Origin of the sequence: Brevibacterium sp. UCMA 11754 (assembly GCF_021532275.1) — a bacterium.
Classification (GTDB): Bacteria; Actinomycetota; Actinomycetes; order Actinomycetales; family Brevibacteriaceae; genus Brevibacterium.
In genome coordinates this window covers 73,983-85,820 of record NZ_JACBOT010000034.1, presented here as the reverse complement: position 1 = coordinate 85,820, position 11,838 = coordinate 73,983, and the positions used below count along the sequence as shown (strand labels likewise).

Sequence of the window (11,838 nt, the reverse complement as noted above, 5' to 3'; positions counted from 1 at the left end):
GCATCGCCACTTCATGGTGGATCGCCTGGGACACCGATTCTGGTCGGGAGGACTCTCCGATAGGGTTGAACCATGGACCCGAATCTGCTGGCCGAACTGCACGGCGACGAGTGGCGAGAACTGTCCATTCTGGCGAAGAAGAACACGCTCAGTCCGGCCCAGACGCGCAGATTCCTCGAACTCTATCGAGACGCCTCGAAGGATCTGTCGCGGATCATGACGGTGGCCCCTGACTCTTTGGAGGCTGCGCGGCTGTCGGCGATCGTCCACCGCTCACGCAACCATCTCTCGGCAGTTCCCGCCGGCGGGTTGAGCGGACTTTCTCGCTTCTTCGTCATCAGTCTGCCCCTTTCGATCTACCGGCTGAGGTGGGACTTCCTCATCGTCGCCGTGTGCTTCCTGGCGGTGGCGAGCTTGGCCGGCATCTGGGCTGGCATGCACCCGGAGGTCCTCGAGACCTTCGGCGACCACGCCTTCCGCAAACAGTTCGCCGAACATGATTTCGTCGATTACTACAAAGAGAACCCGAACGGCTTCTTCGCAGTAGGGGTGTGGACGAACAACGCGTGGATCGCCGTGCAGTTCGTGCTCTTGGGCATCACCGGAGTCTTCGTCGTCTCGGGGCTGTTCTCCAACGCAGTCAACGTCGGCTTCTCCGGTGCGATGATGTTCGAGTTCGACCGCGGCTCCGACTTCTTCCTATACATCCTCCCGCACGGAATCCCCGAGATCAGCTGCATCATCCTCGCCGCCGCGGCGGGACTGAGACTGTTCTTCGCCTGGGTGGTGCCGGGGCCGCAGCTGCGGCGGAATAAGCTCGCTTCGGAGGCCAGGTCGCTGCTGACCGTCGCCGGTGGTCTGGTCATCATGTTGTTCATCTCGGGACTCATCGAAGGGTTCGTCACCCCGAACCCGATTCCACCGGCGCTGAAGATCGCCATCGGCGTGGCCTATACCGCGCTGGTCATCGCCTATGCCTGGTACTTCGGCAAGCGTGCCGCCACGGCCGGGCTCAGCGCCGACCTCGACGATCACCAGGCTGGCTACTCAATCCTCGCCACCGACCGGTAGAGAGCCTCACCACCGGCTGGTCAGGACTCCACCGGCTGGTCAGGGGTCCACCGGTCTGTGAGGCGCCTACAGCTTTCCGGTGGCCTTGAGATTGATGTAGAGGTCAGCCAGCGCACCGGGCAGATCATCGGGGCCGGCTTCGACGGACTGGACACCGGCTCCGCGCAGACGAGTCTGCAGTGACTTCGACGTCAGCAGCTCCGATTCCGCAGCGGCGGCCGTGAAGATCTCATCGGTACTCTCGCGCTTGGCCGCCAGCTCACCCAAGCCAGGATCCTCCACCGAGGCCAGCACCACCCGGTGACGGGCCAACAATGTCGGCAGAACCGGCAGGATCTCATCGGAGACGCTGCCCTCATCCAAAGCGGTGACGAGGACGACGAGGGCATGCTGGCGTGAGGTGGCCAGAACCGTCGACGAGATCTGCTCCCAGTCGGCATCGTAGAGTTCCGGATGGACCGTCGTCAGCGCCACCGACAGGTCATGGACCGGGTCCTTCGACCGATGGCTCGAGGCGATTGCGCGGATGCGTGCATCGGCGACGACGACATCGACGCGGTCACCTGCTCCGGAGGCCAGGGCTGTCAGCAGCAGAGCAGACTCCAGGGCGGCGTCGAAGACTGTGCCGTCTTTGCACCGTCGCGCAGCCAGCCGTGAGGAATCGACGACGATGACGACCCTGCGGTCACGCTCGGGACGCCAGGTCTTGACGACCAGGTCCTGGGAGCGGGCACTGGCGCGCCAATCGATTGAGCGCACATCATCACCGTCGACGTAGTCGCGCAGCGAATCGAACTCCGTGCCCATGCCGCGGATCATCACGGCAGACCGCCCGTCGAGTTCTCGCAGCTTCTGCGTCTTCGAGGGAAGTTCGCGGCGAGAGATGAACGGAGGCAGGACCCGCACGATCGCCGGCACGTCGAAGCTCTTCTGCCGGGCGATGAAACCGAGGACGCTGCGAGAGCGGATGGTGACCTTGTCTGCGTGCAGTGCGCCGCGGCGCACGGGCAGAAGCTGTGTCACCACCTGTGTGTTCTCGCCTGGGGGTAAGTCGAATTGTGAGCGGGTGCTCTTCGCCCCGGCACTCGGTGACCACGCATCACGGACTGCGATGCGCAGACGTTTGGGGGAGTTGTTGACCAAGGTGAGGGTGCAGTCGGTGGGGTCACCCAGCCGGACCATGGGTCCGGGTGTGCGCTGGAGGGAGACCAGCCTCGGCGGGGGAACGAGGAAGAAGTCGAGCAGCCCGACGATGACGATGATGCCGGACACGATCAATGCACTCGTCCACCCCGGCACGAGCATGACGGGGACGAGCCCAAGCAGGGCCAGCAGGAGCAGTCGTGTCGTCATTCAGCGCGGGACTTCGGTGGTCGCGATGATCGAGTTGAGGACCTGATCGACGTTGAGTCCGTCCATCTGCGCCTCGGGGCGCAGGATCACACGGTGACCCAGGGTCATGTGCGCCAGGGCTTTGACGTCATCGGGGGTGACGTAGCCGCGGCCCGACAGCCAGGCATAAGCGCGTGCGGCACCGAGCATCCGCGTGGCACCGCGGGGAGAGACGCCCAGGGCCAGTGATGGTGCCTGTCGAGTCGCTCGGGCCAGATCGACGATATAGGTGATGACCTGCGGCGCGATGTAGATCTCGGCGATTCGCTCCCGAGCCTGGGCGATCATGGCCGAATCGACGACGGGAGTCAGGCCGGCCTCGGCGAGGTGGGAGGCGTCGAAGCCGCGCGCGTGACGGTCGAGGATCTCGAATTCCAGGTCACGTTCGGGCAGTCCGAGTACGAGTTTGAACAGGAACCGGTCGAGCTGCGCCTCGGGCAGGGGATAGGTGCCCTCGTACTCGAGGGGGTTCTGGGTTGCTGCGACCATGAAGGGTTCGGGCAGGGCACGGGACCCGCCGCCGACCGAGACCTGGTGTTCCTCCATGGCCTCGAGCAGAGCCGACTGCGTCTTGGGCGGCGTGCGGTTGATCTCATCGGCGATGAGGATATTCGCGAACACCGGGCCGGGCCGGAATTCGAAATTCGACACGGATGCGTCGTAGACCAGGGAACCGGTGACATCGCTGGGCATGAGGTCGGGCGTGAACTGGATGCGGGCGTTGTCGAGGCTGACCGAAGTGGCGAAGCTGCGCACCAGCAGGGTCTTGGCGACACCGGGCACACCTTCGAGCAGCACGTGGCCCTGGCACAGCAGGGCGATGAGCATACCGGTGACCGCTTCGTCCTGGCCCACGACGGCCTTGGCGATCTGCGTGCGCACATCGATGAACGAATCCCGCAGGGGATCACGCTCCTGAGCCTGCGGCTGGGTTTGCTGCGGCTGTGGGGCTTGCGGCTGCTGAGCCTGCGGCGCCGGCTGGGGCTGCGCTGGCTGTGCGGGGTTCTGCTGCTGGGCGGAGTTCTCGCCTGGAGCCTGTGTCATGAGATCTCGCTTTCGATGAGAGTGAGCAGATGGACGATGTTCGCCAGATCTAAGTCGGTGCGGGGCACCGCGGAGGAGAAGACCGATTCGACCTGGGCCGGGTCGCGGCCGGTCGCGTTCACGATGCCGGCGATGATGTCGTGGCGGTCGGCCTCAGGACCCAACGCCAAGCGTTTCGCGATGCGCAGCAGGGCACCCGTGCGCAGAGTGTGCAGGGCCCCGGTCCGGTCATGGCTGCGAGCGGCCAGAGCAGCCCGCCCGTGCACCGTCTCCACTGCGGGAACGATGACCGGGAGCCGTTCGACGGCCAGAGGGCCGAACCTGCGGCCGAGGATGAGCAGCAGGATCAGCACACACGGCGCCAGCCACAGGGCCCCGGCGATGAACCAGCTGGGCACATAGTCCAGAGTCGACGGAGCCGACTCGGACTCACCGGAATCGGTGGGGTAGTAGACGACAAGATGGTCGGTCTGCGACAGCTGGGAGAGCACCAGCGAGGCATGGCCCTCCTCATCGATGCCGGCATTGGTCACCCAGTCGGAATTGCCGAGCACGGTGACAGGGAAATCGCCCTTGCCTTCGCCGCCCTCATCGACGATGAGCTGTCCGTGAGCCGACCCGGGGGTGACCTCACCGCCGGCGATCTGAGTGACGCCCGGGCCGGCAAACGGATAGCAGGTGCTCAGCCCCTGAATACCCTTCCGTGCCTCGGCATACTGTGCATCACCGGATTCCACCGCACCGGCAGCCTGGGCGGCCGGGACCTCGCAGTCAGGCTGTGAGATCTCATCCGGTGTCGCCAGGGGGCTGAGGCTGTCATCGACCGTGATGCGGTCGGTGAAGTCCTGGACCGAGTAGCCGGGATCGATGAGGGTCAGCCGGTTGTCATTGGCGGCGAGTTGGGACCGGAAGCCGTCGATGTCGCCCTGCGAGAGCAGATCGGCCTTCGTCGGAATCAGGAGTGTCGTCCCGGGCTGGCCCGAGGCTTCATGGGCCGTGTCGAAATCCTCGGTGGTGGTGACATCGACCCCATGGTCCCGCAGCGTCTCGACCATGGCCTTCGTGCCCTCTCGAGCCGTAGAGTCATAGTGCAGCGGTGCCTCGGAGTCACGATCGGACGTCATCAGCATCGTCGCGATCACGGTGATGAGGATGGCGACGGCCGCGACGATCCACACTCCAGCCGATCTCAGCCGAGCCGTCAGCGGCACCGCCGCACTCGACCGTGTGCCTCTGGTGGCGACGTCGATGAGGGCACTCATGATGCCACCGCCGATCGCTGCCGGGAGCTCAAGGCGCTCAGAGCCTCATCGAGTGCAAGGAACTCGCCATAGGTCGCATGCAGAGAAGCGGCTGAGGTCTGAGCCGAGTCCTCGCCGAAGAGGAGGTCGTTGAAGACCTCGGCAACCCGGGCCAGCTCCAGTCGGTGCTCGGGCAGTGCGCCTCCGGCCGTGCGGCTGAGCTCGCTGGCCGTCGACGCCGAATCGAGCGTGACGATGTGCTTCTGTGAGAGCACGGCGAAGATGGCACGCGCGGAGTCGATGACTGCGGACCTCATATCGCCGCGCTGCGCGGCGGCGCGCGCGCTGTCCCTCCAGGGACCGGGCTCAGGTGAGGCGACGACTGGGTCGAAAGCCGACAATGGGAGAGTCGTCTTCCGCAGCCCGACCCGACGTACCCGCCAGATGATGAGACCGATGATGGCCGCCAGGGCCACGACGACGATGAGGATCAGCCAGGGAGAGTTGCCCTGCAGCGCCCCGGAGACGATCGAGTTCCAGATGTTGCTCAGCCATTGTCCGAGCTGTTCCAGAGGGGTGAGGTCGGTATCGGAGTACTCCGTCTTCGACAGTTCGTGTTCGACCCACTCGCGGCCGGTGTCGCGGTCGATGACCGAACTGCTCAGCAGGCTCATTCTGTGCCCTCCTCGCGACGGATGAGGACCAGATCGAAGCCTTCGGCGCGCATGCGCTGGTCGAAGTAGCAGACGCAGACGAGGCACGAGAAGTAGGCGAAGAGAATCGCCGAGGACACTGTCGTCAGGACCAGAAGAATCGCGCCCGCGATGGCGATGATGATCGTCATCGACATGGATGCGGCGGCAGCGGTGCCGATGGCGATCGTGGCGGTCACGGTGACGACCGTGACGAGGGGCGTGATGACGAGCTGAACCAGCTGGTTGGACAGGAAGTAGCCGAGACCCAGCTGTCCGAAGGTGCGCCAGAAGCCTGTGCCGGTCAGGCTCCAGGAACGTCTCAGCCCGGCACGCACACCCAACCTTTCGACGGAGATCGCGGAGCCGGTGAAGGCGAATCGCAGGTTGAGCCAGATCAGGGCGCAGAGCCACAGTCCCAAAGCGATGAAAGCGGTGACGATCGCGAGGACCGTGTTGTCGAACAGCGCGAACAGAAGAGAAGGCAGCCCGAGCAGAATGAGCAGACCCAGATTGATCGCGCCCAGGAGCGCTGCGGCGAGAATCAGAGACCAGCGGCGTCCGCGCAGAGACATCCACGACTGCGTCAGCGTGGTCTTGCGTGCCCCGAACGAGCTCTCGGCACCAGCTGCGGCCAGTCCGGCAAGGAAATGGGCGACGCCGAGGCTGAGCAGGCTGACCGCGAACGATCCCATCTGCGCGAGCAGGAAGAACCCGGACATCGCATCGTCATTGCTGACGAGATCGTTGAGGAAGGGCAGGAACTCAAGGACGACGAAGGTTCCGACGGCAGTGAGGATGAGAGTCCAGAGCGTGAACACGATGAGTGCCGCACCGATGGTGAGGCCGGGGACGAAGCGCAGAAGCCGGAAACCGGAATCGAGCACCTCGAAGAAGGTCAGCGGTCGTTTGGCGAGGACTCCACGCGGGGAAGGCGGGTGCCATTCGTGATGCGTCGGGCCCTGCCCTCGTCGTTGCCACTGACCGGTCTGCCAATCGACCTCTGAGGTCCACGCATTCGATCGTCCCATCACCAAGCAATCCTGCCATGTTTCGCAGTCCGCCGACGAGTCGAATCGCCCCCTGAAGTCGAGTTCACAACGCCTGCGTTCACGCGTGGGGGTGTCGAGGTCGAAAGATTGGGCGCTCATAAGCGACAATGGACAGATGAACGCTCGTATCCTCGTAGTTGATGATGACACGGCTTTGGCCGAAATGATCGGAATTGTGCTCAAAAGTGAAGGCTTCGAGCCCTTTTTCTGCGCTACCGGCGATCAGGCCTTCGGAGAATTCGAGAAGGTGAACCCGGACCTCGTCCTCCTCGACCTCATGCTGCCCGGAAAGGACGGACTCGAGGTCTGCCGCGAGATCCGCGAGATATCCTCGGTGCCGATCATCATGCTCACGGCGAAATCGGACACCGTGGACGTCGTCCTCGGCCTGGAATCCGGTGCCGACGACTACGTTCCCAAACCCTTCAAACCCAAGGAGCTCATTGCCAGGGTGCGAGCCCGCCTGAGGATCTCCGAACCGCAGGCGCCGGAGCTGCTCACCGTCGGCGATGTCGTCGTCGACGTTGCCGGTCACACCGTGACCAAGGGCGGTTCCCCGATCTCACTGACTCCGCTCGAGTTCGATCTGCTGGTGGCCCTGGCCCGCAAGCCATGGCAGGTCTTCTCCCGCGAGACCCTGCTCGAAGAAGTGTGGGGATACCGGCACGCTGCGGACACGCGCCTCGTGAACGTGCACGTGCAGCGTCTGCGCTCGAAGATCGAACGCGACCCGGAGAAGCCAGACATCGTCGTCACCGTTCGCGGCGTCGGATATAAGGCAGGCAGAGCGGCGTGAGTCGCTCCTCGGCTGTGGGTGGAGCGATCCGCACCGCAGCCTCGGCGATCCGGACGTTCTGGAAGTTCCTCCTCCGTTCGTTCAGCCATTCCCTGCAGCTGCGGATCGTCGTTCTCACTATCGTCCTCACCTCCGTGGCCATCTTCGGGGTGGGGACGTACATGTCACAGCAGATTTCGCGTGGACTCTTCGACACTCGGCTCCAGTCCCTGTCGTCCCAGGCCGGGACCATCGTCTCCGAGCTGCGCAGCCTCGCCCCCGTCGACGGACAGGCCGTGACACAGGAGAATCTGAGTTCTCAGCTGTCGTCGATCTACAACCGGTCGACCGGATCCGTGTATTCGCTGACCTTGGAGCCCAGCGATCCGAATTCCTCGTTCTCAACTATCAGTGCCGGGTCGACAGACTCCGACGGTGCGGCAACCGAAGTTCCCATCACCGATGAGCTCAAGGACGCCATCGGCAAGGCCCCGACCGACGACATGCTCTACCAGTCGGTGGCGCTTCCCGACGGGTCAGGGCCCGGGCTCCTGATCTCCCAGGAGCTGCAGATCCCCGGTGCCGGTCAGTTTCAGCTCTACTATCTGGGCGACCTGTCCGAGCAGCAGGACACCCTCGACTTCGTCCAGAGATCGATGCTCGTCGCTGCCCTCGTTCTCGTCGTTCTCGTGGGTGCTGTGGCGTGGATCGTCACCCGACTCGTCGTCACACCGGTGCGCACCGGCGCCGAGGTGGCACGTCTGATCGCCGATGGTGACCTGGACGAACGTATGCCCGTCCACGGCAATGACGAAATCGCGGTGCTGGGGGAGTCCTTCAATGACATGGCTGACACTCTTCAGCACCAGATCCAGCAGATGGAGCGGCTGTCAGTGCTGCAGCGCCAGTTCGTCTCCGACGTCTCCCATGAGCTGCGCACGCCTCTGACCACCATTCGGGCTGCAGCCGACCTCATCTACGATTCCCGTGATGACCTCGATCCCGTCACGGCCCGCAGCGCTGAGCTGCTGAACTCGCAGGCCGAGAGATTCGACAATCTCCTCTCGGACCTGCTTGAGATCTCCCGTTATGATGCCGGTGCCGCTGCCTTGGTGGCCAAGCCAGTCGACATCGGAGCCATCGTCACCTCGATCATCGAGACAGTGTCGATGGTGGCCGATCAGATGCACACGAACATCGTCGTCCATGCCCCGTCCTCGCCGGTGATGGCCGAAGTCGATCGGGTGCGCATCACCCGGATCGTGCGCAACCTCGTCGTCAACGCGATCGAGCACGGGGAGTCGAACCCGATCGACATCTATGTCGCCTCCAACGCCGAGGCGGTGGCCGTGAGTGTCCGCGACCACGGAGTGGGAATGAACGACGAACAGGTCGAGCACGTCTTCGACCGCTTCTGGCGTGCGGATCCCGCCCGCAAACGCACCCTGGGCGGATCTGGTCTGGGACTGGCGATCTCGCTCGAGGATGCCCACCTGCACAATGGTTGGCTGCAGGTCTGGGGCAAACCTGAAGAAGGCTCATGCTTCCGTCTGACGATCCCGCGCCGTCCCGATCAGGAGATCACCTCCTCGCCTCTGCCTCTGCCGCCTCGGGACGCCCAGATCCAGGGTGCAGCCCTCGTGGCCGGCCCGCTGTCCTCGGACGGTTCCGTACGGATCCAGACCGGATCCATTCCCATCGTGGTCGAGACCGGTCAGACTCCTCCCGCCCACGAAGGGTATGTTGATGGGCCCGAGGTTGTCCGTGGTCACGCTGCCATCATCGATGACGACGCTGATGATTCGGACGCCGAGGGCAGCTCCACGAATTCCGAATCCGCAGACGACGAACTCGACCCCGCGGACGCAGACACTGCCGCCGACGCAGACACTGCCGCCGACGCAGACACTGCCGCCGACGCAGACACTGCTGCGGATGCAGACACCGAACACCCAGTCGGCGACGACACTGACCTTGACATCGACATGGACACCGTTTGGCCCCCGGATGCAGCACCTAAAGGAGGATCGCAGTCATGACGACGTCCCGAAGTAAGAAGGGTCTGCAGATGCTCATCCTCGCTGTCTTGTCCAGCCTGGCGCTGGGAGCCTGCTCCTCGATCCCGAGCAGTTCGCCCGTGGGACACATCGAGGCAGGATCCGGTGACCCGGGTGCCAGCAGCGCTCGGATCCCAGACGGACCCGAACCCGGCGACAGCGTCGGTGAGATCGTCCGCGGCTTCCTCTCCGCCGGCGCGGGAACCGGAAACAACTTCTCCGTCGCCAAATCCTTCCTCACTGAGGCAGAGGCACAGGAGTGGAACCCGCAGGAATCGGTGTCGCTGCTGCCCAATGAAACCGATCTGGATTCGATCAACGCCGAAGTCACCTCCGACCAGAAGACGCTGACGATGTCTGTGCCGGTCGTCGGACTCGTCAACTCGTCGGGAATCTTCAACTCCACCAAGCCGGGTACCCAGTCGAATTTGGAATTCTCCCTGCGGCAGGAGAACGGTGAATGGCGCATCGCCTCGGCGCCCGACGGTCTGCTGATCTCCCAGACAGAGTTCCAGACGATCTTCCTCAACTACTCTCTGCAGTTCTTCACCTCCGACTACTCCTACCTGGTTCCCGACTCCCGCTGGTTCCTCCGCTCCTCGTCGACGCCCACAGCTCTCATCAACGAACTTCTCAGCGGCCCGGCCTCCTACCTCTCGGGCGCGGTCGTGACGTCGATACCCGACGGAGCGAAACTCAGCGATACGAACGTGGTGACCATCGAGAACGGCGTCGCCCACATCGCCCTGAGCAACCAGGGGGACTCTCCGACGGATCAGGAGAAGGGAATGATCCGACAGCAGATCGCATCGACGCTGAAGGTCATCCCCTCAATTTCGAGCATCGAACTGACCATCGGCGGGCAGGTCGTGTCGGAGAGTCTGCAGCCGAAGACCGACTCCTCGGTCCAGGTCGACGGGCCCCCGGTGGTGCTGGCCAAGGACCGGCTCTCACGCATCTCGGGCACAACCGTGGCGAAAGTCGAGAACAGTCCGGACCTGTCAAAGGCCAAGGCCAGCGACCCAGCGGTCTCTTTCGACGATTCGCTCTACGTCTACCTGCAGAACTCCGGGAAGGAGCTGATGCGCCTCAAGGCCGACACCGTTGACGCGACTCCGATCCTCAAGGGCAAGAGGCTCGTACGCCCCAGCATTGATCGGTTCAACACGGTGTGGACCGGGGAACGCGACAACAAGGGCAAGCTCACGGCCATCGGCGAGGACAGCAAGGAATACACGATCGCCACGGACATCCTGTCCGGGCGAGACCTCATCGACTTGGAAGTCTCCCGCGACGGCACTCGGATTGCGCTGCTGAGCAGGCACAAGGGAGAGCCCTCACGCATCGACGTCGTCGGCATTCCGCGTGACAAGGCGGGAAATCCGTCCAGTGCCGTGTCTGACGCGCCGATCGAGGTCGGGTCGAACTTCGACGAGATCAAGGACATCTCTTGGGCCGGGTCGACCTCGCTGGTCGCGTTGGCTGCAGCGGAGGGCGAACGAGTCCAGCCGTTCCGCATCGGCGTCACCGGGCCTCCTGCACAGCTGGGAGAGGTCCCCGACGGCAGTCGGATCGCCTCCGGTGAGGATGGTCGTTCGATCCTCGTGACGAGCTCATCGGGCGAGATCTACTCCTACAATTCCAATGCCTGGCAGAAGCTCATCGACATCTCGGCGAAGTACCCCTCTTACCCAGGCTGAGGCTTCGGAGAGTCGGAGACAGCGGAGTCGCCTGCGCACGCGGCATAGTAGATTTCTCTCATGGGACTGCTGACCGAATTCGGCGAACTCTTCCTGCCCCGCCGGTGTGCCGGCTGCGGGCGGGAGGATGTCTCCCTGTGCACGGCGTGCCTGAGTCTGCTCGGGGGCATCCCGCGAGCCATGGAACCGAGGTACGGTCAGATTCCCGTCGTGGGAGTCTCAGAATACAGCTCGCAGATTTCTCACATGGTGGTCAGTTTCAAAGACAACGGCCGCCGGGACATTCTCGACCCTCTTGCTCTGGCGCTTGCGCGTTCCGTCACAGCAGCCTTGGAGTTGGCTCATCATCCGGGAGGTCGGGTCAGACTCTTTCCCGCGCCGAGCTCCCCGCGGGCACGGAGACGCCGAGGCGGTTCCCACACAGCTGTCCTGGCTCGCCGTGCGGGAGAACTCGTACCCGAACTGTCTTTGGAGGTGGTCGACGTCATCCTCACCAGACGCCATCACGATCAGGTCGGTTTGGGAGCCCATGCCAGGGAGCGCAACGTGGCGAAGTCGCAGTATCTCAACCCGGCGATTCTGCCTTCGATGTTGTCTGGAGAGGGCGGCGAAACCGCGCTGGAATCCGGTACCGATCTTCTCGTCGATGACTTCGCGACGACCGGAGCAACTCTGGCAGAAAGCGCACGGGTATTAGCATCGGTGCAGATCAGACCCGCTGCAGGAGCCGTTCTCGGGCTCGGCCGCGGGGGCACTCGATTTGTCTCTCCCTTTACTGTATAACGGGGGATACCCATCCAAGGGAATGGGATCG

Annotated in this window: 10 protein-coding genes; 5 read left to right on the top strand and 5 right to left on the bottom strand. The window is 63.8% G+C overall.

The features are described 5' to 3' along the window. Positions 1-72: 72 nt before the first annotated feature. Positions 73-1,071: a stage II sporulation protein M gene (locus tag HX613_RS19775; RefSeq protein ID WP_235346894.1), complete on the top strand. Its 999-nt coding sequence runs from the start codon at positions 73-75 to the stop codon at positions 1,069-1,071. Positions 1,072-1,137: 66 nt separating this feature from the next. On the opposite strand, the gene HX613_RS19770 is transcribed toward HX613_RS19775, so the two are convergent. The 5 genes from HX613_RS19770 to HX613_RS19750 are packed head-to-tail and all read right to left on the bottom strand — an operon-like array spanning position 1,138 to position 6,471. After that, positions 1,138-2,424, bottom strand: coding sequence for a DUF58 domain-containing protein (locus HX613_RS19770; RefSeq protein ID WP_235346893.1), 1,287 nt, complete (start codon positions 2,422-2,424; stop codon positions 1,138-1,140). Continuing rightward, the gene (locus HX613_RS19765) at positions 2,425-3,507 is read right to left on the bottom strand and encodes an AAA family ATPase (RefSeq protein ID WP_235346892.1); all 1,083 of its coding nucleotides are present in this window, start codon (positions 3,505-3,507) and stop codon (positions 2,425-2,427) included. It abuts the gene before it with no gap. Next, on the bottom strand, positions 3,504-4,769 hold the full coding sequence (locus HX613_RS19760; protein ID WP_235346891.1) for a DUF4350 domain-containing protein: 1,266 nt from the start codon (positions 4,767-4,769) through the stop codon (positions 3,504-3,506). The genes HX613_RS19765 and HX613_RS19760 overlap by 4 nt, the downstream gene beginning before the upstream one ends. Further along, positions 4,766-5,422: a hypothetical protein gene (locus HX613_RS19755; protein WP_235346890.1), complete on the bottom strand. Its 657-nt coding sequence runs from the start codon at positions 5,420-5,422 to the stop codon at positions 4,766-4,768. The genes HX613_RS19760 and HX613_RS19755 overlap by 4 nt, the downstream gene beginning before the upstream one ends. Further along, entirely contained in the window at positions 5,419-6,471 is a 1,053-nt protein-coding gene (locus tag HX613_RS19750; protein WP_235346889.1) for a hypothetical protein, read from the bottom strand. Before HX613_RS19750 ends, HX613_RS19755 begins: the two co-directional genes overlap by 4 nt. A 136-nt stretch (positions 6,472-6,607) precedes the next feature. On the opposite strand from HX613_RS19750, the gene mtrA reads away from it, so the two are divergent. The 4 genes from mtrA to HX613_RS19730 are packed head-to-tail and all read left to right on the top strand — an operon-like array spanning position 6,608 to position 11,807. Then, positions 6,608-7,288: an MtrAB system response regulator MtrA gene (gene mtrA / locus HX613_RS19745; RefSeq protein WP_235346888.1), complete on the top strand. Its 681-nt coding sequence runs from the start codon at positions 6,608-6,610 to the stop codon at positions 7,286-7,288. Then, positions 7,285-9,306 (top strand): MtrAB system histidine kinase MtrB, encoded by a 2,022-nt coding sequence (gene mtrB, locus HX613_RS19740; RefSeq protein WP_235346887.1) that lies wholly within the window; start codon positions 7,285-7,287, stop codon positions 9,304-9,306. The genes mtrA and mtrB overlap by 4 nt, the downstream gene beginning before the upstream one ends. Then, positions 9,303-11,024 (top strand): LpqB family beta-propeller domain-containing protein, encoded by a 1,722-nt coding sequence (locus HX613_RS19735; protein ID WP_235346886.1) that lies wholly within the window; start codon positions 9,303-9,305, stop codon positions 11,022-11,024. Before mtrB ends, HX613_RS19735 begins: the two co-directional genes overlap by 4 nt. 60 nt (positions 11,025-11,084) lie before the next feature. Continuing rightward, a complete protein-coding gene (locus HX613_RS19730) occupies positions 11,085-11,807 on the top strand; it encodes a ComF family protein (RefSeq protein ID WP_235346885.1) in 723 nt (240 codons plus the stop codon). Positions 11,808-11,838: the final 31 nt, after the last annotated feature.

Bases quoted from the DNA above. Each gene is read 5' to 3' on its own strand.
- HX613_RS19775 (WP_235346894.1), top strand. From the start codon at position 73: ATGGACCCGAATCTGCTGGCCGAACTGCACGGCGACGAGTGGCGAGAA.
- HX613_RS19770 (WP_235346893.1), bottom strand. From the start codon at position 2,424: ATGACGACACGACTGCTCCTGCTGGCCCTGCTTGGGCTCGTCCCCGTC.
- HX613_RS19765 (WP_235346892.1), bottom strand. From the start codon at position 3,507: ATGACACAGGCTCCAGGCGAGAACTCCGCCCAGCAGCAGAACCCCGCA.
- HX613_RS19760 (WP_235346891.1), bottom strand. From the start codon at position 4,769: ATGAGTGCCCTCATCGACGTCGCCACCAGAGGCACACGGTCGAGTGCG.
- HX613_RS19755 (WP_235346890.1), bottom strand. From the start codon at position 5,422: ATGAGCCTGCTGAGCAGTTCGGTCATCGACCGCGACACCGGCCGCGAG.
- HX613_RS19750 (WP_235346889.1), bottom strand. From the start codon at position 6,471: ATGGGACGATCGAATGCGTGGACCTCAGAGGTCGATTGGCAGACCGGT.
- mtrA (WP_235346888.1), top strand. From the start codon at position 6,608: ATGAACGCTCGTATCCTCGTAGTTGATGATGACACGGCTTTGGCCGAA.
- HX613_RS19735 (WP_235346886.1), top strand. From the start codon at position 9,303: ATGACGACGTCCCGAAGTAAGAAGGGTCTGCAGATGCTCATCCTCGCT.
- HX613_RS19730 (WP_235346885.1), top strand. From the start codon at position 11,085: ATGGGACTGCTGACCGAATTCGGCGAACTCTTCCTGCCCCGCCGGTGT.